This window comes from Kushneria phosphatilytica (assembly GCF_008247605.1).
Classification (GTDB): Bacteria; Pseudomonadota; Gammaproteobacteria; order Pseudomonadales; family Halomonadaceae; genus Kushneria; species Kushneria phosphatilytica.
The window spans coordinates 2,932,636-2,958,188 of sequence record NZ_CP043420.1; the positions used below are offsets into that span (position 1 = coordinate 2,932,636).

At 60.1% G+C, this 25,553-nt stretch carries 22 protein-coding genes, 3 tRNA genes, 2 rRNA genes and 1 pseudogene; 12 read left to right on the top strand and 16 right to left on the bottom strand.

The window, feature by feature from the left end:
- Nucleotides 1–11: 11 nt before the first annotated feature.
- Nucleotides 12–1,865, bottom strand: coding sequence for an MFS transporter (locus FY550_RS13480; protein ID WP_149054595.1), 1,854 nt, complete (start codon nucleotides 1,863–1,865; stop codon nucleotides 12–14).
- 11 nt (nucleotides 1,866–1,876) lie between these two features.
- Nucleotides 1,877–2,497 carry a TetR/AcrR family transcriptional regulator gene (locus FY550_RS13485; protein WP_070978272.1) on the bottom strand — a complete coding sequence of 207 codons (621 nt, stop codon included), beginning with the start codon at nucleotides 2,495–2,497 and terminating at the stop codon, nucleotides 1,877–1,879.
- A 163-nt stretch (nucleotides 2,498–2,660) separates the two neighbouring features.
- On the opposite strand from FY550_RS13485, the gene FY550_RS13490 reads away from it, so the two are divergent.
- Nucleotides 2,661–3,341, top strand: coding sequence for an SOS response-associated peptidase (locus FY550_RS13490; protein ID WP_070978269.1), 681 nt, complete (start codon nucleotides 2,661–2,663; stop codon nucleotides 3,339–3,341).
- A gap of 31 nt (nucleotides 3,342–3,372) precedes the next feature.
- On the opposite strand, the pseudogene sbcB reads toward FY550_RS13490, so the two are convergent.
- From sbcB to minC, 4 genes and pseudogenes are all read right to left on the bottom strand, one after another.
- Nucleotides 3,373–4,814 (bottom strand): annotated as a pseudogene (gene sbcB / locus FY550_RS13495) (exodeoxyribonuclease I).
- A gap of 65 nt (nucleotides 4,815–4,879) precedes the next feature.
- On the bottom strand, nucleotides 4,880–5,134 hold the full coding sequence (gene minE, locus FY550_RS13500; protein ID WP_070978264.1) for a cell division topological specificity factor MinE: 255 nt from the start codon (nucleotides 5,132–5,134) through the stop codon (nucleotides 4,880–4,882).
- Entirely contained in the window at nucleotides 5,131–5,949 is an 819-nt protein-coding gene (gene minD, locus FY550_RS13505; RefSeq protein WP_070978262.1) for a septum site-determining protein MinD, read from the bottom strand. The genes minE and minD overlap by 4 nt, the downstream gene beginning before the upstream one ends.
- Nucleotides 5,950–6,015: 66 nt before the next feature.
- Entirely contained in the window at nucleotides 6,016–6,756 is a 741-nt protein-coding gene (gene minC / locus FY550_RS13510) for a septum site-determining protein MinC (protein WP_070978260.1), read from the bottom strand.
- A 237-nt stretch (nucleotides 6,757–6,993) separates the two neighbouring features.
- Here minC and FY550_RS13515 point away from each other — a divergent pair, with 237 nt between their 5' ends.
- Nucleotides 6,994–9,798 carry a DUF349 domain-containing protein gene (locus FY550_RS13515; protein WP_149054596.1) on the top strand — a complete coding sequence of 935 codons (2,805 nt, stop codon included), beginning with the start codon at nucleotides 6,994–6,996 and terminating at the stop codon, nucleotides 9,796–9,798.
- Between the two features lie 58 nt (nucleotides 9,799–9,856).
- A tRNA-Met gene (locus FY550_RS13520) sits at nucleotides 9,857–9,933 on the top strand.
- 84 nt (nucleotides 9,934–10,017) lie between these two features.
- Here FY550_RS13520 and FY550_RS13525 read toward each other — a convergent pair.
- Together FY550_RS13525 and FY550_RS13530 are read right to left on the bottom strand one after the other, a co-directional pair.
- On the bottom strand, nucleotides 10,018–10,767 hold the full coding sequence (locus tag FY550_RS13525; RefSeq protein ID WP_070978256.1) for a DUF3750 domain-containing protein: 750 nt from the start codon (nucleotides 10,765–10,767) through the stop codon (nucleotides 10,018–10,020).
- Between the two features lie 62 nt (nucleotides 10,768–10,829).
- Nucleotides 10,830–11,564, bottom strand: coding sequence for an SDR family oxidoreductase (locus FY550_RS13530; RefSeq protein WP_070978253.1), 735 nt, complete (start codon nucleotides 11,562–11,564; stop codon nucleotides 10,830–10,832).
- A gap of 247 nt (nucleotides 11,565–11,811) precedes the next feature.
- Between FY550_RS13530 and FY550_RS13535 the strand changes: the two genes are divergently transcribed.
- The gene (locus FY550_RS13535) at nucleotides 11,812–12,753 is read left to right on the top strand and encodes a tetratricopeptide repeat protein (RefSeq protein WP_070978249.1); all 942 of its coding nucleotides are present in this window, start codon (nucleotides 11,812–11,814) and stop codon (nucleotides 12,751–12,753) included.
- Between the two features lie 59 nt (nucleotides 12,754–12,812).
- Here the strand turns inward: FY550_RS13535 and FY550_RS13540 are convergent, their stop codons facing one another.
- Nucleotides 12,813–13,967 carry a MalY/PatB family protein gene (locus FY550_RS13540; protein ID WP_070978247.1) on the bottom strand — a complete coding sequence of 385 codons (1,155 nt, stop codon included), beginning with the start codon at nucleotides 13,965–13,967 and terminating at the stop codon, nucleotides 12,813–12,815.
- 69 nt (nucleotides 13,968–14,036) lie between these two features.
- Between FY550_RS13540 and FY550_RS13545 the strand changes: the two genes are divergently transcribed.
- Nucleotides 14,037–14,462: a hypothetical protein gene (locus FY550_RS13545; protein ID WP_070978245.1), complete on the top strand. Its 426-nt coding sequence runs from the start codon at nucleotides 14,037–14,039 to the stop codon at nucleotides 14,460–14,462.
- Between the two features lie 14 nt (nucleotides 14,463–14,476).
- On the opposite strand, the gene FY550_RS13550 is transcribed toward FY550_RS13545, so the two are convergent.
- Nucleotides 14,477–14,812: a hypothetical protein gene (locus tag FY550_RS13550; RefSeq protein ID WP_070978244.1), complete on the bottom strand. Its 336-nt coding sequence runs from the start codon at nucleotides 14,810–14,812 to the stop codon at nucleotides 14,477–14,479.
- An 88-nt stretch (nucleotides 14,813–14,900) separates the two neighbouring features.
- Here FY550_RS13550 and FY550_RS13555 point away from each other — a divergent pair, with 88 nt between their 5' ends.
- The 3 genes from FY550_RS13555 to FY550_RS13565 all read left to right on the top strand — a co-directional run bounded on the left by FY550_RS13555 (nucleotide 14,901) and on the right by FY550_RS13565 (nucleotide 17,055).
- Nucleotides 14,901–15,425, top strand: coding sequence for a DUF501 domain-containing protein (locus FY550_RS13555; protein ID WP_070978243.1), 525 nt, complete (start codon nucleotides 14,901–14,903; stop codon nucleotides 15,423–15,425).
- A gap of 29 nt (nucleotides 15,426–15,454) precedes the next feature.
- On the top strand, nucleotides 15,455–16,015 hold the full coding sequence (locus tag FY550_RS13560; RefSeq protein ID WP_070978242.1) for an LOG family protein: 561 nt from the start codon (nucleotides 15,455–15,457) through the stop codon (nucleotides 16,013–16,015).
- A gap of 71 nt (nucleotides 16,016–16,086) precedes the next feature.
- Nucleotides 16,087–17,055, top strand: coding sequence for an NAD(P)H-quinone oxidoreductase (locus FY550_RS13565; RefSeq protein ID WP_070978240.1), 969 nt, complete (start codon nucleotides 16,087–16,089; stop codon nucleotides 17,053–17,055).
- A gap of 93 nt (nucleotides 17,056–17,148) precedes the next feature.
- Here the strand turns inward: FY550_RS13565 and FY550_RS13570 are convergent, their stop codons facing one another.
- Entirely contained in the window at nucleotides 17,149–17,652 is a 504-nt protein-coding gene (locus FY550_RS13570; RefSeq protein ID WP_070978239.1) for a tetratricopeptide repeat protein, read from the bottom strand.
- A gap of 274 nt (nucleotides 17,653–17,926) precedes the next feature.
- Between FY550_RS13570 and FY550_RS13575 the strand changes: the two genes are divergently transcribed.
- The 4 genes from FY550_RS13575 (at nucleotide 17,927) to FY550_RS13590 (ending at nucleotide 21,187) form a co-directional block, all read left to right on the top strand.
- A complete protein-coding gene (locus tag FY550_RS13575; RefSeq protein ID WP_149054597.1) occupies nucleotides 17,927–18,964 on the top strand; it encodes an NADP(H)-dependent aldo-keto reductase in 1,038 nt (345 codons plus the stop codon).
- A gap of 12 nt (nucleotides 18,965–18,976) precedes the next feature.
- Entirely contained in the window at nucleotides 18,977–19,420 is a 444-nt protein-coding gene (locus tag FY550_RS13580) for a DMT family transporter (RefSeq protein WP_070978238.1), read from the top strand.
- A 95-nt stretch (nucleotides 19,421–19,515) separates the two neighbouring features.
- A complete protein-coding gene (gene yaaA, locus FY550_RS13585) occupies nucleotides 19,516–20,289 on the top strand; it encodes a peroxide stress protein YaaA (protein WP_070978237.1) in 774 nt (257 codons plus the stop codon).
- 43 nt (nucleotides 20,290–20,332) lie between these two features.
- Nucleotides 20,333–21,187, top strand: coding sequence for a Tim44 domain-containing protein (locus FY550_RS13590; RefSeq protein WP_070978234.1), 855 nt, complete (start codon nucleotides 20,333–20,335; stop codon nucleotides 21,185–21,187).
- 78 nt (nucleotides 21,188–21,265) lie between these two features.
- Here FY550_RS13590 and FY550_RS13595 read toward each other — a convergent pair whose 3' ends face one another.
- The 5 genes from FY550_RS13595 to FY550_RS13615 form a co-directional block, all read right to left on the bottom strand.
- Nucleotides 21,266–21,613: a hypothetical protein gene (locus FY550_RS13595; RefSeq protein WP_070978232.1), complete on the bottom strand. Its 348-nt coding sequence runs from the start codon at nucleotides 21,611–21,613 to the stop codon at nucleotides 21,266–21,268.
- 288 nt (nucleotides 21,614–21,901) lie between these two features.
- Nucleotides 21,902–22,017, bottom strand: a 5S ribosomal RNA gene (gene rrf / locus FY550_RS13600).
- A gap of 109 nt (nucleotides 22,018–22,126) precedes the next feature.
- Nucleotides 22,127–25,019 (bottom strand): 23S ribosomal RNA (locus FY550_RS13605).
- A gap of 244 nt (nucleotides 25,020–25,263) precedes the next feature.
- Nucleotides 25,264–25,339 (bottom strand) — tRNA-Ala (locus FY550_RS13610).
- Between the two features lie 107 nt (nucleotides 25,340–25,446).
- Nucleotides 25,447–25,523: transfer RNA gene (locus FY550_RS13615), tRNA-Ile, on the bottom strand.
- Nucleotides 25,524–25,553: the final 30 nt, after the last annotated feature.

Below are 25,553 nucleotides of genomic sequence, written 5' to 3' on the forward strand. Positions count from 1 at the left end.
TCCTGCGCGGATCAGCTCGATGCCGCCAGCAGGGCGCGCACGGTGGCTTCCAGATTCGCACGCGATGCTTCTTCCGGCGGGATCGGCTCGGCGAAGGTCAGCGATACCCGGGCCCGAAAGCGTCGTGGCACACTGGTAAAGGGCGCGCCAAAACGACGTGACGACCACGAGCCCCATAGACCTGACAGCGCCGCCGGCACTACCGGCACCGGATTGCGTGACAGAATCAGCTCGATCCCACGGCGAAACTGTTGAACATCACCGTTCGGAGTCAGTCGCCCCTCGGGAAAGACCATCACGACTTCACCATTGCTCAACGCCTCACTGACCGTATCGAGTGCCCGACGCATGCCGCCCGGATCACGGCGCTCGGACTCTACCGGAATCGCTCCCGCCATGCGGAAGAACCAGTTCAGCCAGGGCGACTCATAGATGGGTTTGTCCATCAGAAAACGCAATGGTCGCGGGCTCGCACCGCCCAGAATCAATGCATCCATGAAACTGACGTGATTACAGACCACGACTGCGGCTCCTTCGTCGGGAATAAACTCCCGCCCACGCAATCGCAGCCGATACCAGAGGTGTACCAGCACAAAGATGGTAATTCTCATCAGAGGTCTTGGCCGAGCCAGCCCCGCCCCAATGGCAATGATCAGTGCCATGCTCGCCAGTAGTGCAAAGAACAGCGATAGCGAGGCCGACAGTACCCCCAGCACCAGAATCCCGAACAGCGCTGAGGCCACCATGAACAGGGCATTGAGCACATTATTGGCAGCAATCATGCGTGCCCGCTGCCCTTCCGGGCTGCGCAGCTGGATAAAGGTATAGAGAGGAATGATATAAAGCCCGCCGCCGATGCCGATCAGAGCCAGATCCGCCAGCATCCACCACAAGCGGGGCTGGATCAGCAGCTCTCCAAGTGCCATCGGATGAACGCTGATCGCTTCATGGTGAGCGAAGTCGAGCCCGGCCAGACCGATAATCGCCGCGCCCAGCGGAATCAGACCGATTTCCAGACGACCAGCCGATAGCCGAGCACAGATCAGTGATCCCAGTCCCACCCCGATGGCAAAGGCCGCCAACAGCAGACTGACGGCACCGGGGCCACCCCCCACCACACTGCGCGTCCACTGCGGCAACTGCGTGAGATAGCAGGCACCAAGAAACCAGAAGGCACTGATGCCCAGCAGTGCCGGGAAGATACGCTTCTCCTGCCAGGCACTGCGTACAACCGCTACGGTTTCGCTGACCGGTCGCCAGCCGATTCGCCCCCCTGCGACCGGGGGTGCAGCCGGAATGGCATAACTGATCACCAGGCCCACCAGCGCAATGGCGATCAATACCAGTGCAATAACACTGCGCCACGGGCCACCGGCCAGAATCGCCAGGGGCCCTGCCATCAGAGTGCCCAGCAGAATCGCCAGAAAGGTCCCCAGCTCTACCCACGCATTGGCGTGTACCAGCGAACCGCGTGACAGATGCTGAGGCAGGATGGCGTACTTGACCGGCCCGAACAGCGCCGACTGCAAGCCCATCATGAACAGTAACGCCAACAGCAGGGTATAAGCCTGCCACCAGATGGCCAGCCCGGCAGCTGCCATGGTAGCCAGCTCCAGCCATTTCAGGTTACGGATCAACCGCTGTTTATCAAGCCGATCGGCCAGTACCCCGCCCCAGGCCGAAAACAGCAGAAACGGCAGGATAAACAGTCCGGCGGCAATATTATTGACCAACCCCGGATTCCAGCCGTAACGCGGCACCGCCACGAAGGTGACCAACAGCAGCAGAACGTTCTTGAAGACGTTATCGTTGAAGGCACCCAGCGCCTGAACCCAGAAGAACGGCGCAAAGTGTCGCCCTCGCATCAACCGCTCATTCACTTCGATGACGACCTCGCCCGCAATCCGGCCAGTGTGGTGACCAGCAGCTGATCGAGCAGCTCCTCGACCACCAGCGGTTCGCCCTGCCAATAGCCCAGGCGCTCATTGAGTCCCAGCTGGACCAGGCCATGCACGCTGCCCCACAGGGTTCGCGCCAGCCGACTGGCCTCGGCATCACCAAGATTCGGGCTGATTTCCTTGAGCGTTGACTCAACACGGATGAACAGGGCTTCGATCATCTGTCCCTGGCGGGTATCAAGCTCACCCTCCTGGGCCAGGGGATAATCGAACAGCAACTGCCAACGATAGGGATAACGTCTTGCGAAGCGCCAATAGCTGCGCGCCAGTGCTTCAAGACGCTGATCGGGTGTGCCGGTACCATCGGTAATTTCATCAATGCTGGCACGCAGCCCGTCCAGGGTTTCCAGGTTGACGTACTGCAAAAGATTGTTGAAGCTGCTGTAAAGCTTGAGCAGGGTACTGGGAGCACAGCCCACTTCCCGTGCAATTGAACGCAGCGACAGCGAATGCACCGGGCGACTCTGCAGCCAGCCGTCACAGGCGGCCATCACGCTGGCGTGCAGTTCTTCGGGGGCATGTTGTCTCGGACGCGCCATTATCGTTCCCCGCTTCTATTGTGATCGAACACTGTTTTCGTACAGCATATCGACCCAGGCCCCAAACGCAAGTGCATTTGATATGGTGTAGACCATAGAAACGGATGCGATCTGTCGTGAAACCTCACGTTCATGTCGCCGACATCCTACTGTAGTGATTTCCATGGCCGGCCGACTTCATATCGATCAGTTCGATCCCACCGCCCTGCTGCCGCAATTGAAGACTCATGGCAACTGGATCACATCTCCCAACCTTGCGCCTCGTCGCCATCTGACAGCAGTGCGCCTGGAACATGGCACCCTGCAGGCCGTGCCGATGTTCTGGGGCATGACACCGGGCTGGCTCGAAGTGCTCGATCACGCTCCTCACAATGCCCGGGCGGAATCGCTCGATGAGCGACGCATGTTCCGCGAGGCCTTTGCTGCCCGGCGCTGTCTGGTGCCTGTCTCGGGGGTATACGTGTGGAAAGAGCAGCCACGCATGAAACAACCCTTCCTGGTTACCACGCCCCGCCGGACGCCCTTCATGCTGGCCGCTATCTGGTGCCGCTACTTCAGTGATGCCACTACCGCCTTCGATTCCCTGGCGCTGATCACAGTAGCAGCCAACGCCTTTCTAACTCCGGTGACGGATCGCTTCCCGGCTCTGATCGGGACGCACGAAGCGCGGGACTGGCTTGATCCCCAAACCCCGCAGGCGCAGGCACGTCAGATGCTGGCGCCGGCGCCCAATGAACAGCTGGGGCTGTTTCCCGTATCCCGGCGGGTCAACAATCCGGCCAATCAGGGACGTGAATGCGCCTGGCCCACCGGCCCCATGCATCTCAGGAACGAAGCCCAATAGGCGAATCATTCGGGCCGTGAGAGTGGCCCGATCATTCAAACGCCTGGGCAGGCATCATCGCCTCAACGAACATCACCAGCTCTTCGAGGCGCTGACGATCCCCCTCTGCCAGGTCGCTCTGATTGAGACGCTCGATCTCACGAGCAAAGCCGGAGAGCGTCAGCGAAGACGTGCCGGGAGAGTTCATCCTTTCCCAGCGAAACTGATCCCAGCGTTCACGCTCTTCACTGCTCAGCGTCTCGGGATAGCTGCGCGCCCGGTAGCGGAACAGCATCTCTTCGAGTCGTCCATCCTGGAAGGCCGGCTGCAGCTCTGCCAGTGTATCGGGATCGGTATCGCGGACCCGCGCCATTTCGCGCTTGTCACTGGTGGAGAAGAAGCCACCCGAATAAAGCATCAGATCGGGATCATCGGCCGGCGCCGCGGGCTCACTATCGAATACCGCCGCGGCCCGGGCCGCCACTTCGTCATGACCGGCCAGCCACTGCCAGTGCGACTCCGCGGTCGATCGATCCAGCGAGAGACGTTCGGCCACCCGGCTATCCACCGTACTGATCGGCAGCACCACCGGACTGCGATTGAGATGAATCACCTTGAGCGGAATGCGGGTCTCGCCTTCGGCCAGCTCATCGCTGCTGGCGAACACCCGCGCCCGAATAGCCTCGACATCAAGCTCGAACAGCGGCGTCGGATCAACCGACAGATCGTAGACGATCACCCCGTTGGGATTCTTCGGATGGCGCGCCAGAGGCACGATCAATGCACTGCAGCCCCGGGACGCGGGGTAGCGGCGCGAGATATGCAGCATCGGCTTGCGCGCCTCGACATCCAGCAGTCCCGCTACCCGGTGCTTGTCACGCAGGGATAGCAAATGATCGAACAACTTCTCGTTGCAGCGCCGCAGCAGTTTCGCCATGGCGATGGTCGCGCGCACATCGGCCAGCGCATCATGTGCATCGCCGTGCTCGATGCCATTGGCTGCAGTGAGATCCTCAAGTCGAAAGCTGGGGGCCTTGTCGGGCCGTTTCGGCCACTCGATCCCCTCTGGACGCAGGGCATAAAAGGTGCGTACGGCATCGATCAGATCCCAGCGCGAGTTGCCGTTCTGCCACTCGCGGGCATAGGGGTCGATCAGGTTGCGATAGAACAGATGCCGGGTGACTTCATCGTCGAAGCGCAGGGTGTTGTAGCCCAGCGCACAGGTGCCCGGCTGCTGCATCAGCGCCTGGATGCGACCGGCAAACTCGGCTTCGGGCAGCCCCCGGCGGGCGGCCTGCTGAGGGGTAATGCCGGTCAGCAGACAGGCCACAGGATGCGGCAGATAATCATCCGCCGGTCGACAGTAGAAACTTCCGGCTCACCGATTTCGTTGAACGCCTCGTCGGTGCGAATCGCCGCGAACTGGGACGGACGATCGCGCCGCGGATCGGCGCCGAAGGTCTCGTAATCGTGAAAGAGGAACGTGGATGACAACGGCAGTTATCCGTCAGACGGTCGACAGGCAGACCCCGGCCGCCCCGGGTCCGGCATGGCCGGACTCAGGAGCGGTTGGGCAGGGTCACGTTGAGTTCGAGTATCGAGCAGTTGTCCTCGCTGTCGAGGCTGATATTAATGGCATCCTGATCCACCTCGACATAACGACGGATCACCTCCAGCAACTCACGCTCCAGCATTGGCATGTAATCCGGCTGATCACGCTGGCTGCGCTGATGCGCCACGATGATCTGCAGGCGCTCCTTGGCAACCGAAGCGGACTTCTTGCGCTCACCCTTGAGAAAATCGAGTAGCTTCACCGACGACCTCCCCCGAACACTCGGCTCAGGAAACCGCGTTTGTGTGCCTGATGGAAACGCAACGGCACCTCTTCTCCCATGAGTCGGGCCACGGTATCAGCATAGGCCTGACCGGCATCGCTCTGCTGGTCATGGGTGACCGGCACCCCCTGGTTGGAGGCTCGCAGTACCGCTTCCGATTCGGGAATCAATCCCACCAGCTTGATGGCCAGAATTTCCTGGATATCCTCCAGATTGAGCATATCGCCGGTGTCTACCCGGTTGGGATCGTAACGGGTAATCAGCAGCCGCTCACGTACCGGCTCCATATTCTGCTCGGCACGGCGGGTCTTGGAGGCCAGCAGACCAAGGATTCGGTCGGAATCGCGAACCGAAGACACTTCCGGGTTGGTCACGACAATGGCCTCATCGGCGTAATACATGGCCAGTTGCGCCCCCCGCTCGATCCCGGCAGGAGAGTCACAGACGATATAGTCATACTCTTCCGACAGCGATTCCAGTACCCGCTCGACGCCCTCCATGGTGAGCGCATCCTTGTCCCGGGTCTGCGAGGCCGGAAGAATGTGAAGATTCTCGGTACGCTTGTCACGGATCAGAGCCTGATTGAGGCCGGCTTCGCCCTGGATTACATTCACCAGGTCGTAGACCACGCGACGCTCGCAGCCCATGATCAGATCAAGATTACGCAGACCCACGTCGAAATCGATGACGACGGTCTTGTTGCCACGAAGCGCCAGTCCCGTGGCGATGGCTGCTGCACTGGTGGTCTTGCCGACTCCGCCCTTGCCGGAGGTCACTACGATGATCTTGGCCAAAATGCATTTCCTGTTGTCACGGGTTGAACATGAGCCACGGGAGCGATGAGCGCCGGATGGCAGCAGTTAGAGCAGCGCCCGAATATTGAGTTGATCCTCGAGCAGACGCACCTCCACATTGGCGCCCAGCAGTTCGACATCGATATCCTCGAGTCGTTTGTAGTTGCCGGCAATCGACAGCAGTTCGGCATGCAGCTCGTGACAGAAGATACCGACATCGCGACTACCGTGAATGCCGGCCAGGGCTCGACCACGCAGCGGGCCATACACATGCACGCTGCCTGCCGCGAGGATCTCCGCGCCGGCGTTGACCGCACCGACAATGACCAGATCGCCATGGGGTGCACTGAGCTGCTGCCCTGAACGCACCGTCCCCCGAAAGATGCGCCCACCATCCAGTGCCGGCGCATCAAACGCCTCACGCTCTCCAACCGGCTCGGATGGCTCGTCCTGCACGGCCGCTGCCGACGCAGCGGCACGAAGCTCCTGGGGTGGAAACCAGCCCAGTCCCAGTGCCCAGGCCGATTGCTTGATGCCATCGCTGCCGCCACGCACGGCTACCGGCAACAGCTTATGCTCGCGACAGACCGCACAAAGCCGCTCCAGAGCCAGATGAGGAGCATCGAGCTTCTCCACGCTCAATACCACCGGCGTATGCTGAAAAAAGGCCGGTGACTGATTGAGCTTGCCGGCCAGCTGAGTCGCTACACGCTCGGGATCGGCCGTCGCCAGCTCCATCACTGTCATCGGCAGCATGCCACCCTTGAACGTGAAGGCGACCTCAGCCCTGTCCACCTTGAGACTCATGCCCGGCTCCCATCGGTAAAGATTGTCATGAATGCTAAAGCGAGGGTGGCTTCAGATGCCATTGATCATACGGCCTGTATCGCTCGCTGTCAGGTGTCTGCAAGCAGCGACGCCGCCCTTTCATGACGGCGCCTGACATGATTAGATGACAGGGTTTCGGAGCGCCACACCATCATCGTCGCCTGCTGCGACCCATGATGGGCTCCATCGCCTGCATTTCGGAAGAACACCTCCTTCATGTCCGGATTTCTGCAACGCCTGTTTGCGCCGCGCTGGCGCCACCCCGACCCACGGGTGCGCCGCACGGCGATTGATCGGCTCGACCCCGAGCAGGATCATGATACGCTCCGCCAGCTGCTTGACGATGCCGACGACAACGTCCGCCGTGCGGCACTCGACCGTCTCGGCGATCCCCGTGCCTGGCTTGAAAGCAATGATTCGCTGGATGACCCGGAGCAACGTCGTCGACTTGTCAGCCTGATCAGCGGTCAGCAAGCGGCGGCGCCGCCACTCGAGGAACGCCTGCCGCTGATCGAGCGCCTGCATGATCCCGACCTGCTGTCCGAGCTGGCCTACAAGGGAGACAATCAGCAATTGCGGCTGGCAGCACTGGCGCGGCTGCAAGACGAGGATCGGCTGGTCGAGCAGGCCTGTCACAATGGCATTGCCGCGGTACGACGCGCAGCAGCAGCGCGCGTCGAAAGCGATACCGGGCTGGAGCGTCTGACCAGGGAATCCCGCCGTGATCGCCATATCGCCCGCCAGGCGCGCGAGCGCCTGTCCGAACGGCGCAACCGCCTGCGCGAGCGTGACGAGCGCTTTCAACGCCGCGAAACTCTGATCGAACAACTCGGCCAGCTTGCCAGAGCTCGCTGGGAGCCCATGTATGCTGCCCGCCTGCGGCATTTACAGCGTGAATGGGCGTCGCTGGCAGAAGACGCCGAGGAAGATCAGCGTCAGCGCTTTCATGAATTCGAACAGCAGGCCAGTGAACGTATCGAGACGGAGCAGGCACGTCATCGCAATCAGCAGGCACGCGAACAGGCCGAGGCCGACGCACAGGCGATTGTCGAGGCGCTCGGAGAGACACTGGAACGCTTCGCTCAGCAGAGCACACTCACCGCTCAGGATATCGACTGGTTGCGCGCTCAGCGTCAGCTACATGATGAGCGCTGGCGCGAACTGACCGACCGCCACTCGCCCGAAGCCGATCTACAACAGCGTTTCGAGCATCGACAAAGCCGCTACAGCGCCATTCTGCAGGCCTGGCAGCGTTATTGCGAACATGCCGATGCACTTGAGCAGGCTCTTTCCGAACAGGATCATCTCGCTCTGACCACGCTCTGCGGGCACATCGCCTGGCCCGACGGGCTTCCGCAACCGGCCAGTCTGCAGGATGCACAGCGACGGCTGTCCCAACCCTCGGAGTCAGCGTCGGCCACCGCTGACGACACCTCATCGGATCACAGCGCAACCGATGGCCATTATCCTGGTGACGAGCGTTTCGTCGATGATCTGGAACAACTTGAACACTGCCTGGAACAGGGAGATCTGAACCGGGCAACCAGGTTGCATGACAGTCTGCAGCAGCGCCAGCAACGGCTTGACCCGGCCGAACGCTCCTCCCATGGCGCTCGTTTGCGTCAGTTGGGTGCCCGGGTTCTGGAGCTGCGCGACTGGCGCAATTTTGCCGCTGCCCCCAAACGCGAACAACTCTGCGAAGCGATGGAAACCCTGGCAGCCAACGAGCTCGATGAACGTACCCGCGACCAGCGTCACCGTCGTCTGGTCAATGAGTGGAAAGCTCTGGGGAGCGCAGCCGCTACCCGAGAGCTGGCCCAGCGTTTTCGTTCGGCTTCCGACCGCGTTCGTGAACAGCTCAGTGATTTTCATGCTGCGCGGGATCGGTTACGCCAGGATAACCTGGCGCACCGACACACCCTGTGCGAGCAGATTGAAACCCTGTTGGCACAGCCCGATGCCATCAGCGATCCCGATGAGCTGCGTGCCATCCGTGATCGTGCTCGTGAGGAGTGGCGGCAGTACGCGCCGGTGCCCCGCGAGGAAGGCGAAGAACTCAAGCGTCGCTTCTCGAAGGCCATGCGAACCCTGCAAGGTGTGATCGATCAGCAGGCACGTGCTGTCGGTGATGCCAAGCGCGAACTGGTTGAACAGGCGCGAACGCTCGAACAAAGCGATATGGGGGCCGTTGAGCGCGCCGAACAGACCAAGGCGCTCCAGCGCCAGTGGCGTGAACTCGGCAGAGCGCCTCGCGGTGATGAGCAGGCACTGTGGAAGGAATTTCGCCGTATCTGCGACAGCATTTTTGCCATCCGTGACGAGCAGCGTCAGCAACGACGTCGTCAGCAGGACACTCGCCTGGATGCCATGCAGGCGCTGATCGAACGTATCGACGCCTGGCAGCCTGAGCGCGCCGAGGAGCGTCGGGTTCTGGATGAGGCGCTTGAGGAAGCACAGGAACTCACTCCGCTACCGTCCGGCAATCGCGCCAACGGCATGCAGAAGCGCTGGAATGGCATTGTGCGCGATCGCGAAGCTCGGTTGGAAACACTTGAACTGCAAAGTCTGCATGCGCGCTGGCAACAATGGACACCGCTATTGCAAGCCCACGTCGCGGCCGATGATCAGCAGCTTGCCGGGCAGTCGCCAACGCCGGTCGAGCCGCCGCAGACACTGCGACTCTCACCTCAGGCGCGTCAGGCCCATGCGGATCGCAATACCGCACGCCACACGGTGACAGCCGAGCATGCTGAAGAATGGCTGGCCCACCTCAGGGTTTATCTGACCGTACTGGCCGGTGCTCCGATCGAGAATGCCGATGCCTCACGCCGCCTGGATGTTCAGGTCGCGCGTCTCAATGATGGTATGGGTTCGGATCTGACCCTGCATGACGAACTGGATCAGTTGCAGTGTCAGCTCCTGGCCAACGGTCCGATTACCAGCGCAAGCTGGCAGCACATCGCACCTCAGCTCGATAGGCTGATGGAACAACTTTGCTGGCCTGAATCTTCCGACACATGACATACGACGAAAGTGGTTGACGTCGCGTCAAAAAAGCGTAATATACATCGCACGTCGATGCGGGGTGGAGCAGCCTGGTAGCTCGTCGGGCTCATAACCCGAAGGTCGTCGGTTCAAATCCGGCCCCCGCTACCAAGATTCGATGAAAGCCGATACCTTTGGGTATCGGCTTTTTTCATGCCAGGTAGCTACTCGAGTCACTCAAACAAAGTGACGATCCTATTGCTCTGCCCAGGACGGCATCACCACGACGCTTCCCCAACCGGGCAACTTGAGTGCGCCATCATGGGGATCGATCCCGAAGACCAGTCCCAGCAGATTGAATTCCAGCCCCTCTTCCCGCGCCAGCATGACACCTGCCACCCCAAACAGCGATAGCTGGTAGCCACTACCACTGGGTGTCGGTGCCAGAAAACGAGCCGCGCGATCCTCGCTGTCCACCAGATAATCCTTGCCCAGTGCCAGCGCGGGCAACTCGATATTCAGCTCCGGTACCTGGCGTAACACCCAGGCCGTGAAGCTGTTGCTGTTGGGACCCGGCCAGATACGATAGGTTTGTGACCAGGGGTAATTCCGCACAGCAGAGCGCAATTCCTCGATGGCCTGCTGCGCTCGCTCTCCACGCACTTCTCCCAATAACTGCGGGGGCTGCCCATACCACTGACGATCAGGAAAACCATCGCGTTCACGCACTGTGGGACGCCGCCACCCCTGGACTTCATAGCTGACCCATTGAGCGGCATGTCGTGGCTTCACGGCCACCCAGGTATGCATTGCAAAGGCACCGCGCCACTCGAAGGCCCGAGCGCCATAGACCTGTACCACAGCTTCAGGCGTGGTGGCCGGATCCGGCGCCAGCTGCTCTTCCCTTGAATGACTGGCTGTCGCCCAGTTTCCTTCGAAGGCCACCTGTCCGGTCATCAGTAGCGAAGCCGGACCAAGCAGCAACAGTACGAGCAGGGCCAGCACTGCTGCCAGCCCCCTTGCCCACCATCGCGCTCGGGTGTGCTCTTCCGATCCGTTTCCAGTGTTCAGGGCGAGACCTGTTTGGTCGGCATGATCAGGAGTTCCTGCGGATTGACATGCCCTGGTTGAGCGAACGCATACACCAGCGCATTGGCAATATCATCGGCATGCAGTGCATCGACCTTGTCGCGGCGCTCCTTCATGGCTGCTTCCGAAACGTTGTAGCCCCAGTTGGTATAGACCGCACCAGGTTCAATCAACGACACGCGAATGCCTTCACTGCCAAGCTCCTTGCGCAGGGTGTCATGAAAGCCCACCACTGCAAACTTGGTCGCACAGTAGACCGACCAGCCCGGCACGCCGTACCGACCGCCCACGCTGGAAACGGTACTGATCATTGCCCCTTCACGACCACGCAGCAGCGGGATGGCCTGCTGGGTGCAATACAGCACGCCATAGAGATTGGCATCTATGGTCTTGCGCCACTCTTCCGGATCGCTCTGCTCGAATGCACCGTTGTAACCAACGCCGGCATTGTTGAAGACCAGATCAAGACCATCGAAGTGCTGGCGGATGGTAGCGAACAGCTGTTCGACCTGAGCGGGATCTCCTACATCGGTAGGTACCGCCAGGGCCCGCTCCCCCAGCTCGCTTGCCAGGGTTTCAATCTTCTCCCTGGAGCGGGCGACCAGAACGACTCGGACGTTTTCGGCGACCAGCGCCCGTGCAGCGGCCTCACCAATGCCACTGGAAGCGCCGGTAATCAGTGCTACCCGATCGGTCAGCTCACGAAGCTGCATGCTCTCTCTCCTGCTTAAGGCATGAACCGGAGTGGCTCATGGCTCCCGTTCACTCAGCGTAGAGAAGCTGCACTGAAAATTCACTAGTCGGCTAACGGCCTTGCCTCTGTCGCCTGATCACTGGCCCGGCCTTGAATTTCTACCGCTTCACCATTATTACCGAAGACATGACTGCGGTGATGAAGCCGACGGACTCGGGTTCCATCGCCTCCACCTACATGAATCCGCTGACAAGGGTTTGCAAGCCATGCAGATCGTCGACCCCCGGACCGGCTCACCGATGACGCCGCCCGACAACTCTTCCCAGCGCCAGAGTGGTGCCGCGCCCAGTGTCGATGACAGCCAGATCATCGTGGATGTCGACATGTCGAACTTCCAGCAGGTGGTGCTGGAAGGCTCACTGTCGACACCGGTACTGCTGGCCAGCTGGGGTCCGAGTTCCGAAGAGAGCCGCAATCTCTCGCCGGTACTTGAAAAACTGGCGCGCGAGTATGCTGGCGCCTTTGTACTGGCCCGTTTCAATGCCGAAGAGAATACTCAGATCGCTGCACAGCTGGGCATCCGCTCGGTGCCTGATGTCAAGCTGATCATGCAGGGTCAGCTTTACGATCACTTCCAGGGCGCCCTGCCGGAGCGGCAGATCCGCGAATGGCTGGGACGCTATCTCGAAGCCCCCGAATCCACCGGAGAAAGTACAGAGGAGCAGGCGAAAGCCGCCCTGGAAGCTGGTGACACGGCCAAAGCGAAGGCACTCTATCAGCAGCTGATCGAGGAACAGCCCAACGATCATGAGTATCGCATTGATCTGGCCAATGTGCTGGCTGCGGAAAATGATCGCGAGCAGGCGCTGGAAATCCTCGACAATCTGCCGCCGGAACATCGTGATGGCCATCGCGCCCGCGGCGTACGAGCCAGGCTCGACTTCGTACAGGAAGCACCGAGCGCCGAGGAAGTCGAAGCGCTGGGGGATCGTGATGACAGCGAGGCCCGCTTCAAACGCGCCATGCGGACCATTGCCGATGGCGACTACGAATCCGGTCTGGAGCAGCTGATCGAATTGATGAAGCGTGATCGCAGCTACAACGATGATGCACCGCGCAAGACCCTGCTGCGCGTCTTCGACGCTCTGGGCAATGATCACCCGCTGACCGTGACTTATCGGCGGCGCATGTTCACCCTGCTCTACTGATCTCTTCGGCTACCGCCACGCCAGGGGCCCCGATCTCGTGATCGGGGCCTTTCTTTTGATCAGCGTGCGGCCAGCAGTGCATCCATGCGCTCAAGTGCCTCTTCGAGGCGAGTGCGTTCGGTACCGAAGTTGAGCCGGACAAAGCCCGGCCAGCCGAAGTCGGCGCCATCCGAGAGCGCCACACGAGCGTGTTCCAGCAGCGCTTGCTGAGGCGAATTACCCAGTTCGGCCTGACGCAGATCGAGCCAGGCCAGATAGGTTGCCTCGGGCGATGCCATTTTCACCCCCGGCCAGCGTGCAACAAACGACTCCAGTAGCGCTCGGTTATCACGCAACTGCGCCAGCAACGCCTGACGCCATGACTCACCATGACGAAAGGCGGCTTCTGCGGCCGTTTCACCCATCACATTATCCGACGGCATCAGCCCCAGACAGCCACGTCTGAAACGCTTGCGCAGACGCTCATCGCTGATGATGGCACAGGCACTGGTCAGCCCGGCCACGTTAAAGGTCTTTGAGGGCGCCCACAGCGTGATCAGACGCGGGGCCAGCCTCGGCACCACACGACCCAGCGGCCGGTGCGGTGTATCGGCATCAAGGATCAGATCGCAATGCAGCTCGTCGGAACAGACCAGCAGATCATGGCGTTCCACGAAATCGGCCAGTTGCTCAAGTTCGGCTGGGGTAAAATTGCGTCCGGTGGGATTATGGGGGTGACACCAGAGCAACAGCCGCGTTTCGGGCGTCACGGCAGCTTCCATCGCTGCGAAATCGAGCGTCCAGCGCGGGGAGGTCTCGGTCGGCGGTTGCATCGGAGCCGTGCGGGTCTGACGCCCGGTATTCTCGCCCACTTTCAGAAAGGGGGGATAGATTGGCGTCACCGTCAACACGCCATCGCCCGGCTCGGTCAGGGTCAGCGCCGCTACATGCAGAGCCGGCACCACTCCGGGCAACCAGTGCTGCCAGTGCGGTTCGATCGACCAGTCATAATGTGAAGCGCTCCACTGACACAATGCATCACGCAGCTCATCACTCGGCTGAGTGTAGCCAAAAACCGGATGCTCGAGCCGCTCGGCCAGCGCCGTGCGAATGGCGGGCGCCACGGCGAAATCCATGTCGGCTACCCACAGGGGCAACACATCCTTGTCATAGCGTTGCCATTTGGTCGTGGCAAAGCGACGGCGATCCAGCGGTGTCGTGAAATCGAAACTCATGGTCGGGCTTGCTCCGGGACGGACATTCACCACATCCTATCAGGGCTTGTGAACCAATGAGGACCTTGCATGTCGGACAGCGGTTTCTATGCCACGGCCATGCGCGGCTTATCGGAAGTCATCGACCACTGGCTGACACTGGGGGATGCTTCGGTCGCCAGGCTGGGGATCATCCTGGCGGATACCGCTCGGGTCGCGAAACTGGGCACACCGGAGAGTGACCCGGGCATGTCCACGCTCGAACAGTGGCGTCGGGAGACTCCTCCGCCCCTGTGGGCAGCGCGCGCCGCGATCTTTTTGCTGACCCAGATGCCGGCACGCCCGCGACCCCGGACCTCAGCCGAGTGCGCTGCCTGGGGCTATGTCTGGATACGTTTGCGTCACCATGAATCTCCGGACGAAGCGGCAGCGGCACTGCCCGAGCATTTGCGCATACCGCTGACCCCGACCATCGAGCAGGCCTGGCAGGATCGCAATGACCTGAGACTGTTGTAGATTCATCAAACGAGTCAGCGAGAGCGAGGCTGGGAAGAACGAGGCTTGAAACCGGCCGGTTTGTCTGACAGCCAGTCTGCAAAGCGATGAATGTCCGGATGGGTCAACAATGCTTCACGGCTATGATAGTGCTCGGCCAGCTCACGTTCGCCCAGCACTCGATGCACATGGCTGTGGCAGGGGCGACAGATCCAGAGAATCGACTCTCGCATGGTCTCCCGCGAAAAGCGCCGCCGAAAGCGACGTCGACCATGCTGTGAACGTGGAATCAGATGATGCCGGGTCAGGGAAGCTGAGCGCCCACACAGTGCGCAGCCCTCGGCATGGCCCTGGTTGTGTTGTTCAGCCATTTCCCCTCTCCCTCTGCCGTGAATGCAGCAACCTGGTATAATTGCACCATCGCGCCATTTATCCGCTTCTCACGGAATTACTGCCGTCATGATCCAGCGTACCGATGACACGCCCAGTGCCCTCCAGCTCGAGATAATTCATCAGCAGCTCGGTCGCACGCCACGAGGTCTGCAGGCCATTACTGCCGTGGATGGCCAGGGCACGCCTCTCGCCGTACGCGTAGCCTCGCTGGTCGATGGCAAGCCCTTCCCCACACTTTACTGGCTCTCCAGTGACACGCTACGCATCGAGATTTCGCGCCTCGAAGCCGAGGGCGTGATCAAGGCTCTGGAAGCCCGGCTGCGTGAAGATACCGCATTGCGCGATGCCTATCGGCGCAGTCACGAAGCCTATATTGCCCGCCGCTGGCAGTATATTGATGATGCCACCCGTGCCGACATTGACGCAGCAGGCTTCACCCGCGCCCTGACCGAGCGAGGTGTCGGCGGCATTGCCGACTGGCAGCAGGTACGTTGCCTGCATACCCAGTATGCGCATCACATCAGCGATCACAATGCCATCGGCGAATGGATCGACCAACACTATCCGCAGGTCGCCGCCAGCGTGGCCTGACGAGACACCTTCCGATTCGGAGTACCGGCATGACTGCCATCTGTATCTATATGGGGTCGCGGGACGGCCATCATGGCTGCTGGCGCGAACTGGCCGAAGCCGTAGGTCGAGAGATCGGCCGACGCGGCTGGCGATTGATCTATGGCGGTGGCAGTACCGGCCTGATGGGACGGTGCGCTGATGCCGTGCTGGCAGCCGGTGGCCGGGTCACCGGCATCATCCCCGGCCAGCTGGTCGAACGCGAGGTCGCACATCGCGGACTCAGCGAGCTGATCGAGGTGCCTGACATGCATACCCGCAAGGCACAGATGGCCGAGCGTGCCGATGCTTTCGTGGTTCTGCCCGGAGGTATCGGTACGCTGGAAGAGTTTTTCGAGACCTGGACCTGGCAATATCTGGGTCTGCATGACAAGCGTCTGGGTCTGCTGCAGGCCCATGATTTTTTCACCCCATTGCTGCAGTTTCTGGATACCACGGTGGACGCCGGTTTTCTCAACCACCAGACCCGTCAGCGCCTGATTGTCGAGCATGATCCGGTCACCCTGCTGGATCGGCTGATCACGACTGAAACAGGCATGACGTCTCGATAGAGCTGACCTACGCTGAACACGCTTGCCGTGGCGACCGGCTTTCCCTTTCAGTTCAAGAGGAGTTCAAGACCATGTATGCGATTGCCGTCACGGATCAGCAACTGGCCTGGCAGGAACAACCCGATCCTGCAGCGCCGAAGGCCGGCGAGATTCGGATCGAGGTGGCCTGGGCCGGCATGAATCGTGCCGATGTCATGCAGCGTGATGGTGGTTATCCGCCGCCGCCGGGGGCTTCCGAAATTCTCGGCCTGGAAGTCAGCGGTATCGTCCGCGAGCTCGGTCCACAGGTAGAGCGCTTTCGGGTCGGTGATCGGGTCTGCGCCCTGCTTGCCGGCGGCGGTTACGCCGAGCAGGTCGTGGTCAGCGAGGCACAGGTACTACGCATTCCCGAGTCGCTCAACCTGCAACAGGCCGCAGCGCTGCCCGAGGTCTTCGCGACTGCCTGGCTCAACCTGTTCATGGAGGCCCGCCTGAGCGAGGGTGAGCGTGTCCTGTTACATGCCGGTGCCAGTGGTGTGGGAACCGCTGCCATCCAGCTCTGTCATGCCTTCGGCCACCCCTGTTATGTCACCGTCGGGAGTCAGGAAAAGCTGAACACCTGTCGCTCACTGGGCGCCGATGATGGCTGGAATCGCCACGATGGCAGCTTCGTCGAGGCCGTGCGCCAGTGGGGAGGCGTCGATGTCATTCTCGACCCGGTGGGAGGTGACTATCTGGGCTGGAATCAGCAGGTGCTCAATACCGAGGGTCGCATCGTACTGATCGCCTTCATGGGAGGACGTGACACCGGGATTGATCTGGGCCGGCTGCTGATCGGTCGTCAGCGTCTGATCGGCTCGACCCTGCGTTCGCGCTCCCCGGCCAGCAAGGGCAGTGTGATGGATGCCCTGCACACCCATGTCTGGCCGTTAATCGATAGCGGCCGCATAAAGCCGCTGGTAGATCGTACCTGGCCGATACAGGAAGCCGATACTGCCATGCGCTATCTGGAGAGCAACGACAGCACTGGCAAGCTGCTGTTGAAGGTATCGGGCGCCTGAACGAAGCAACGCCACAGGCCACAATATAATGCAATGAAAGGGGGAGAAACGGTCAGCGTTTCTCCCCCTTTCAATGTGTGACAGGCAGACTGGTCAGTGCGTCACGGCGACCATTCCTTCCAGCTGGAAGGCGTGTGCATGCAGACGCTGCTCCCAGTCACCAGCACGATCCGTATCCCTGGGCAGTCCCAGTTCACCGTGACGATAGGCCTGAGCAAGGCGACGGACTGCTTCTTCGTGACCGGCTTCAGCAGCTCGCGCATACCAGGTCACGGCCCGATCCTCACGCCGGACGAACTGAGCGCAACCGCGCTCATAAATACAGCCGGCCTGAAACTGGGCATGAGGATCACCGGCCTCGGCTGCCCTGATCACAAAACGAGCACCGGCAGCCTTGTCCTGAGGCGAAGCCCCACGATGAAAGAGCATTGTCCCATAACGGGACAGGGCATCAACATGACCGGCTCTGGCACAGCGGCGGAACAGATGCATGGTCAGACGCTGCTTTCGCGATGAGCGCGTGAGCCAGGGCGCCTCGAGCAAACGCTCCGCCAAGCGATATTCGAACCGTGTTAACATGGAAGCGGTCCGCAGCATGACAACCACCCAATCCTTTCTTTCGAAACGACAGTGCCTGACAACGCCTTCCCGGCGCGTCGATCAATTGTCAGCACAATGAAATCCATGCCTCGGCGGTTCGTCACTGAACGCCGGCGCGCCCCGCCACAGGGAGCAGCCGGAGGCCGATCCTTGCTGGGCACGCGGCAATATACGCCTCGTTGCAGGGTCGTTCAACCCCCTCGATTTGCGGCGCCAGTCCCCCCTGTCTAACATGGCGATTCCTGTCCCTTTTCTGGTAACGGAGCCTCCCATGCAACGACGTTCTCTCGGCGATAGCGGCATCAGTGTCAGCCGACTCTGCCTTGGCACCATGACCTTCGGTGAGCAGAATACCGAACAGCAGGCGCACGAACAGCTCGATCGCGCCCTGGCCGCCGGCATCGACTTCATTGATACAGCCGAGATGTATCCTGTACCGCCGCGCGCGGAAACTCAGGGGCGCACCGAGGCCTATATTGGCAGCTGGCTGAAAAAGCGCGGCCAGCGCGATGACATCGTGCTGGCCAGCAAGGTGGCCGGTGCCGGACGCGGCATGGAGTACCTGCGTGGCGGTCCGCGACTCTCTCGCGAGCAGATTCATCAGGCACTCGATGACAGCCTGCAGCGTCTCAATACTGATTATCTCGACCTTTACCAGCTGCACTGGCCCGACCGCCCCGCCAACTACTTCGGCAAACTCGGCTATCAGCACGAGGAAGATCCTCATGCCACCCCGCTGGAGGAAACCCTGAGCGCCCTGAAGGAAGCAGTCGATGCCGGCAAGGTGCGCACCATTGGCCTCTCCAATGAGACTCCCTGGGGTGTAATGACCTGTCTGCAACTGGCCGAGCGACTTGGTTTGCCTCGGGTCGTCAGTATTCAGAATCCCTACAACCTGCTCAATCGCAGCTTCGAGGTAGGTCTGGCCGAGATCAGCCATCGCGAGCGCGTGGGGCTGCTGGCCTATTCTCCGCTGGCATTCGGCGTACTCTCCGGCAAGTATCTCGGCGGTGCCCAGCCCGAGGGAGCACGGCTGTCACTTTTCGAACGCTTCCAGCGTTACACCTCACCGCTGGCCGAAGAAGCCACCTGGGCCTATGTCGATATCGCCCGACGCTTCGGGCTCGACCCGGCCCAAATGGCATTGGCCTATGTCAATTCGCGTCCCTTTCTGACCAGCAATATCATTGGCGCCACCACCCTGGAGCAGCTCGACAGCAATCTGGCCAGCGAAGAACTCATTCTCGATGATGCCGTGATCGAAGCCATCGAGGATGTCCACCGCCGTCTGCCCAATCCCTCGCCCTGAAGAGGAGCGATCATGCTGCTGCTATGGCTGGGGCTGGCCGCCGCTGCGGGAATGCTGATGCCGGTACAGGCCGGGCTCAATGCCACTCTCGCGAAGGAGGCCGACAGTGCGGTCTGGGCCTCCATGGTCTCTTTCGCTGTGGGCACACTGACCCTGCTGCTGACCTTTACCGCAAGCCGCCACGCCTGGCCGGCCATGGAGATGCTGGGGCGCGCGCCATGGTGGAGCTGGTGTGGTGGCCTGCTGGGTGCCTTTTTCGTGACCAGCTCGGTCATGCTGGCGCCGAAGCTGGGTGCTGCCACCCTGATGGCTACGCTGCTGATCGGTCAGATGATCGCCTCGGTGATACTCGATCAGATCGGTTGGAGTACCTTTCCCCAGCACTCCCTCTCCTTCGGTCGCCTGGCGGGTATCGCACTGCTGCTGGCCGGTCTCTACCTGATTCAGCGCTACTGAAACGGCTGTCGTGATAACCTGACAGTCTGCTTAACGGCGTCGCTCAGTGGCGACGCCGTCGCGTATTATCAGGTGATCGACCAAGGAAGCAATCCATGCTGAGCGTACTCTCTCCGGCCAAGACGCTGGATTTCGAAACGCCCCCCACAACCCGGACCCACACCCTGCCGGATTATCTGGATGCCAGCCAGCAGCTGATCCGGCAGCTGCGTCGTTACAACCCGCAGCAACTGGCCGAACTGATGCAGATCAGCGACAAGCTGGCCGGCCTCAATGCTGCCCGCTTTGCCGAGTGGCATCCCGAGTTCACCCTCGAGAACGCCAAACAGGCCGTACAGGCCTTCCAGGGGGATGTGTATCTCGGACTGGAGGCCGATCAGTGGAACGAAAGCCAACTGGCCTGGTCTCAGGAACATCTGCGTATCCTCTCCGGGCTCTATGGCCTGCTGCGTCCGCTGGATCTGATTCAGCCCTATCGCCTGGAGATGGGGACAAAGCTGGCCAACGAGGCCGGCAGGGATCTGTACGCTTTCTGGCGTGACACCCTGACCCCGGCACTGGCCAATGCCGTTGAGACCAGCGGTTCACCGGTACTGGTCAATCTTGCTTCCAATGAGTATTTCAAAGCCATTGATGAGCGGCGTTTTCCGCACCGGATCATTACGCCGGTCTTCAAGGATTACAAGAATGGCCGCTACAAGGTCATCAGCTTCCACGCCAAGAAGGCACGTGGCTGGATGAGTGCCTGGATGGTACGCCATCAGGCCGATGATCCCGAAGCCCTCAAGCAGTTCGATACCGGCGGGTATCGCTTCAACCCGGATCTTTCCGAAGGCGATCAGTGGGTCTTTACCCGCGATGCAGCCTGAGACGATTCATTCCTGACGTTGCGATCTCTCGGAGAACACTGATATGCGCAACCTGTTGATTACCCTGATGATCGGTCTGATGAGCTTCGGGCTCGCAGTCGAACATGCCGAAGCCAAACGCTTCGGTGGCGCCAAGAGCTTCGGCTCCTATTCGCGCTCCACCCATTCGTCCAACTCAACCAGTCGGGCCACAACGCCACCCCGTCAGGCCACCAATCCTGGCCGCAGCCATATGCCACGTTTCCTCGGCCCACTGGCCGGCGTGCTGGCTGGCGGGCTAATCGCTTCGCTGCTGTTCGGGGGTGCTTTCGACGGTATCCGATTCATGGATATCCTGCTGATTGCGCTGGCTGCCTTCATCGCCTTTCGCTTTCTGCGGCGACGCACAACCTCGCCTCAGACACAGAGTCATGGTGGTAGCTTCGGTACCGGTACAACGCAGCACCAGAATCATCAGCATCGTGATATGCAAAACGATGTCAGTAGCAGCACAGGACAGGATCATGGTTCGGCGCCGCTGTCCGGTACGACCACACCCGATTGGTTCGATCGGGAGCAGTTCCTGGGCGGGGCCAAGGAGCATTTCATGAGCCTGCAGCGGGCCTGGGACAATAACGATCTGGAAAAGATCCAGGAATACGTGACGCCCGAACTCTACAACCTGTTGCGCCAGGAGCGAGCAGAGCAGCCAGCCAATAACAGGACCGAGATCGTTCGGCTCTTTGCCGAACTGGGGGATGTGCGTGAGTTCGGTCAGCAGGCCGAAGCGACGGTTATCTTCCACGGCATACTGAACGAGAATGGCGAGCAAACCGAGTTCAATGAAACCTGGCACCTGACGCGTCAGGTGAAAAGTGGCGCACCCTGGTATATTCAGGGCATTGAGCAGAACAGCTGATCATCCATCAGCCAGTAAAAGCAAAAGCCGGCTTCAGGAGCCGGCTTTTCTGCAAGGGTCAAAGAAGCCTGCAGCGGATTACTGGTTTTCGTCCGAGGCATCTTCAGCCGCGTTGCTGACGCTATCACCGGCATTTTCAACAGCTTCACCGGTTTCCTCGGCAGCATTACTGGCAGCATCGCTTGCACTGTCAGCCGCATTATCCATGGCATCGCCTGCTTCATCAGCCGCATCGCCAGCGCTATCAGCAGCGTTGTCCATGGCATCGCCTGCTTCGTCAGTCGCGTTATCGGCTGTATCGCTCGCCTGCTCCGCAGCCTGATCCACCTGCTCGCCTGCCTGCTCGGCTGAACCATCATCACTGTCACAGCCAGCAATGCCCAGTACCAGCAGACTTGCAAACGCAATGCCCATCAGCTTTTTCATGTGCACTCCCTTGTCCATACTCGCACTCAATGGTGCGTTTTCTACGTTTCCCAATTCATGTCATGGAAATGACACGAAACGGGGCTTCCATGTATCGCGGAAAGCCATGGTGCTGTCAAACATACTACCGTGTAAAACAATTATCTTCAGTGCCAGAAAAGTTGGAATACCGATGTTTGAGACAGTCTCATACCACCATGACCTTTTGCGACACATCATACCGCTGCCGGCTGTCGTGCGGACATGAAAAAGCCCCGACCATATGGCCGGGGCTCTCTCGGAAGGGGTGCCTGACGATGACCTAGTCTCGCATGGGGAAGCCCCACACTACCCTCGGCGCTGAGCGGTTTCACTGCCGAGTTCGGCATGGGATCGGGTGGGACCCGCTCGCTGTGGTCGTCAGGCAATTCGGTGGTCGAATCGCCCGCAGGCGCTTCGACGGATTCGTGGATCATGCTGCGTGCTGCGTCTCGCGTATCCGGCACGTGTCATCACAGACCGCTTGGGCGTTATATGGTCAAGCCTCACGGGCAATTAGTACGCGTCAGCTCAATGCGTTGCCGCACTTACACACCGCGCCTATCGACCTCGTCGTCTTCGAGGGCCCTTCAGGGGGCGCAAGGCCCCGGGGAAGTCTCATCTTGAAGGGGGCTTCCCGCTTAGATGCCTTCAGCGGTTATCCCGTCCGGACCTGGCTACCCGGCGATGCCACGGGCGTGACAACCGGTACACCAGAGGTCCGTCCACTCCGGTCCTCTCGTACTAGGAGCAGCACTTCTCAAACTTCCGACGCCCACGGCAGATAGGGACCGAACTGTCTCACGACGTTCTAAACCCAGCTCGCGTACCACTTTAAATGGCGAACAGCCATACCCTTGGGACCGACTTCAGCCCCAGGATGTGATGAGCCGACATCGAGGTGCCAAACACCGCCGTCGATGTGAACTCTTGGGCGGTATCAGCCTGTTATCCCCGGAGTACCTTTTATCCGTTGAGCGATGGCCCTTCCATACAGAACCACCGGATCACTAGAACCTGCTTTCGCACCTGCTCGACGTGTCTGTCTCGCAGTCAAGCACCCTTGTGCTCTTGCACTCACTGCGCGATTTCCAACCGCGCTGAGGGTACCTTCGTGCTCCTCCGTTACGATTTGGGAGGAGACCGCCCCAGTCAAACTACCCACCACACACTGTCCTCGCACCGGCTCACGGTGCGGAGTTAGAACGCCGATGATGCAAGGCTGGTATTTCAAGGTTGGCTCCACCGCGGCTGGCGCCACGGTTTCACAGCCTCCCAGCTATCCTACACAAGCAACATCAGCGTCCAGTGTGAAGCTGTAGTAAAGGTTCACGGGGTCTTTCCGTCTGGCCGCGGGTACACAGCATCTTCACTGCGATTTCAATTTCACTGAGTCCCGGGTGGAGACAGCGTGGCCATCATTACGCCATTCGTGCAGGTCGGAACTTACCCGACAAGGAATTTCGCTACCTTAGGACCGTTATAGTTACGGCCGCCGTTTACCGGGGCTTCGATCAGGAGCTTCACCCCCGAAGGGGCTGACACCATCACTTAACCTTCCGGCACCGGGCAGGCGTCACACCCTATACGTCCGCTTGCGCGTTGGCAGAGTGCTGTGTTTTTAGTAAACAGTTGCAGCCACCTGGTCTCTTCGGCCGGTGTCCGCTCGAGCCGCGAGGGCTGTCACGGCCACCGGCGCACCTTCTCCCGAAGTTACGGTGCCATTTTGCCTAGTTCCTTCACCCGGGTTCTCTCAAGCGCCTTGGTATTCTCTACCTGACCACCTGTGTCGGTTTGGGGTACGGTCGCATGTGATCTGAAGCTTAGAGGCTTTTCCCGGAAGCGTGGCATCAGTGACTTCCACCCCGTGGGGTGTTCGTCTCGCATCTCGGCCGATGAGCGATCGGATTTGCCTGATCGCTCGGCCTACCTGCTTTCACCGGGGCAACCAACGCCCGGCTCACCTGGCCTTCTTCGTCCCCCCATCGCAATCACATCCGGTACGGGAATATTGACCCGTTTCCCATCGACTACGCCTTTCGGCCTCGCCTTAGGGGCCGACTCACCCTGCTCCGATTGACGTCGAACAGGAACCCTTGGTCTTCCGGCGGGGGAGGTTTTCACTCCCCTTATCGTTACTCATGTCAGCATTCGCACTTGTGATACCTCCAGCATGCCTCTCGACACACCTTCACAGGCCTACACAACGCTCCTCTACCGCGTGTCCGAAGACACGCCCGCAGCTTCGGTACCCGGTTTAGCCCCGTTACATCTTCCGCGCAGGCCGACTCGACCAGTGAGCTATTACGCTTTCTTTAAAGGATGGCTGCTTCTAAGCCAACCTCCTGGCTGTCTGAGCCTTCCCACATCGTTTCCCACTCAACCGGGATTTGGGGACCTTAGCTGGCGGTCCGGGTTGTTTCCCTCTTGACAACGGACGTTAGCACCCGCTGTCTGTCTCCCACGCTGTACTCACCGGTATTCGGAGTTTGCCTCGGTTTGGTAACCCGGGATGGGCCCCTAGCCGAAACAGTGCTCTACCCCCGGTGGTAATACGTGAGGCGCTACCCAAATAGCTTTCGAGGAGAACCAGCTATCTCCGGGCTTGATTAGCCTTTCACTCCGATCCACAGCTCATCCGAGTCCTTTTCAACGGACCCCGGTTCGGGCCTCCAGTCAGTGTTACCTGACCTTCACCCTGGCCATGGATAGATCGCCCGGTTTCGGGTCTGTATCCAGCGACTGCGCGCCCTGTTAAGACTCGGTTTCCCTGCGCCTCCCCTATGCGGTTAAGCTCGCCACTGAATACAAGTCGCTGACCCATTATACAAAAGGTACGCGGTCACCCTCCGAAGAAGGCTCCCACTGCTTGTACGCACACGGTTTCAGGATCTGTTTCACTCCCCTCACCGGGGTTCTTTTCGCCTTTCCCTCACGGTACTGGTTCACTATCGGTCAGCCAGGAGTATTTAGCCTTGGAGGATGGTCCCCCCGTCTTCAGTCAGGGTTTCACGTGCCCCGACCTACTCGATTTCACGACAATGGGATTTCGACTACGGGACTGTCACCCGCTATGGCGTGCCTTTCCAGACACTTTGTCTATCCGTCATGCCGCTTAAGGGCTGCTCCCCGTTCGCTCGCCACTACTTGGGGAATCTCGGTTGATTTCTGTTCCTCGGGATACTTAGATGTTTCAGTTCTCCCGGTTCGCTTCCATGAGTTATGTATTGGCTCATGGATACTCATCTGATGATGAGTGGGTTTCCCCATTCGGAAATGCCCGGGTCGCAGGTTATTTGCCACCTCGCCGAGCCTTATCGCAGGCTGTCACGTCCTTCATCGCCTCTGGCTGCCTAGGCATCCACCGTGTGCGCTTCATCGCTTGACCATATAACCCCAAGGGGTCTGATCAGGATGACATACGATTCGCCGGATACGCTTGAGACGTATCACGTTTTGTCCGGATCGGCGGTCACGACACGAAGCGTGTGCTTCGGTGTTGCCGCCGACCGGAACAGTCAGCATGATCCACATTGTTAAAGAGCGTACTGTCGCAAAGCGACAGTCGGAAATCGGCTCGATGCTGTCATCGAATCGACTTGCGACTGTGCTTTCCTGCATATTCGGGTCAGTGGTGGAGCCAGGCGGGATCGAACCGCCGACCTCCTGCGTGCAAGGCAGGCGCTCTCCCAGCTGAGCTATGGCCCCTCTGACGAACCCGAGGGTAGTCGGGTGATTTCATTCAGGGCAAGGCATTTCGTGACGCGGCATGGCCTGCCATGCAAGTCGCGAAATAACGAAGCACTGGATGAAATTGGTGGGTCTGGGCAGACTTGAACTGCCGACCTCACCCTTATCAGGGGTGCGCTCTAACCAACTGAGCTACAGACCCGAACAGTCTTCGCTCTATCCGATCAGGTAA

What these genes read in the sequence shown, in the direction of transcription:
- FY550_RS13480 (WP_149054595.1), bottom strand. Translation starts at nt 1,865, where the DNA reads ATGCGAGGGCGACACTTTGCGCCGTTCTTCTGGGTTCAGGCGCTGGGT.
- FY550_RS13485 (WP_070978272.1), bottom strand. Translation starts at nt 2,497, where the DNA reads ATGGCGCGTCCGAGACAACATGCCCCCGAAGAACTGCACGCCAGCGTG.
- FY550_RS13490 (WP_070978269.1), top strand. Translation starts at nt 2,661, where the DNA reads ATGGCCGGCCGACTTCATATCGATCAGTTCGATCCCACCGCCCTGCTG.
- minC (WP_070978260.1), bottom strand. Translation starts at nt 6,756, where the DNA reads ATGAGTCTCAAGGTGGACAGGGCTGAGGTCGCCTTCACGTTCAAGGGT.
- FY550_RS13515 (WP_149054596.1), top strand. Translation starts at nt 6,994, where the DNA reads ATGTCCGGATTTCTGCAACGCCTGTTTGCGCCGCGCTGGCGCCACCCC.
- FY550_RS13530 (WP_070978253.1), bottom strand. Translation starts at nt 11,564, where the DNA reads ATGCAGCTTCGTGAGCTGACCGATCGGGTAGCACTGATTACCGGCGCT.
- FY550_RS13535 (WP_070978249.1), top strand. Translation starts at nt 11,812, where the DNA reads ATGCAGATCGTCGACCCCCGGACCGGCTCACCGATGACGCCGCCCGAC.
- FY550_RS13540 (WP_070978247.1), bottom strand. Translation starts at nt 13,967, where the DNA reads ATGAGTTTCGATTTCACGACACCGCTGGATCGCCGTCGCTTTGCCACG.
- FY550_RS13545 (WP_070978245.1), top strand. Translation starts at nt 14,037, where the DNA reads ATGTCGGACAGCGGTTTCTATGCCACGGCCATGCGCGGCTTATCGGAA.
- FY550_RS13550 (WP_070978244.1), bottom strand. Translation starts at nt 14,812, where the DNA reads ATGGCTGAACAACACAACCAGGGCCATGCCGAGGGCTGCGCACTGTGT.
- FY550_RS13555 (WP_070978243.1), top strand. Translation starts at nt 14,901, where the DNA reads ATGATCCAGCGTACCGATGACACGCCCAGTGCCCTCCAGCTCGAGATA.
- FY550_RS13560 (WP_070978242.1), top strand. Translation starts at nt 15,455, where the DNA reads ATGACTGCCATCTGTATCTATATGGGGTCGCGGGACGGCCATCATGGC.
- FY550_RS13565 (WP_070978240.1), top strand. Translation starts at nt 16,087, where the DNA reads ATGTATGCGATTGCCGTCACGGATCAGCAACTGGCCTGGCAGGAACAA.
- FY550_RS13570 (WP_070978239.1), bottom strand. Translation starts at nt 17,652, where the DNA reads ATGCTGCGGACCGCTTCCATGTTAACACGGTTCGAATATCGCTTGGCG.
- FY550_RS13575 (WP_149054597.1), top strand. Translation starts at nt 17,927, where the DNA reads ATGCAACGACGTTCTCTCGGCGATAGCGGCATCAGTGTCAGCCGACTC.
- FY550_RS13580 (WP_070978238.1), top strand. Translation starts at nt 18,977, where the DNA reads ATGCTGCTGCTATGGCTGGGGCTGGCCGCCGCTGCGGGAATGCTGATG.
- yaaA (WP_070978237.1), top strand. Translation starts at nt 19,516, where the DNA reads ATGCTGAGCGTACTCTCTCCGGCCAAGACGCTGGATTTCGAAACGCCC.
- FY550_RS13590 (WP_070978234.1), top strand. Translation starts at nt 20,333, where the DNA reads ATGCGCAACCTGTTGATTACCCTGATGATCGGTCTGATGAGCTTCGGG.
- FY550_RS13595 (WP_070978232.1), bottom strand. Translation starts at nt 21,613, where the DNA reads ATGAAAAAGCTGATGGGCATTGCGTTTGCAAGTCTGCTGGTACTGGGC.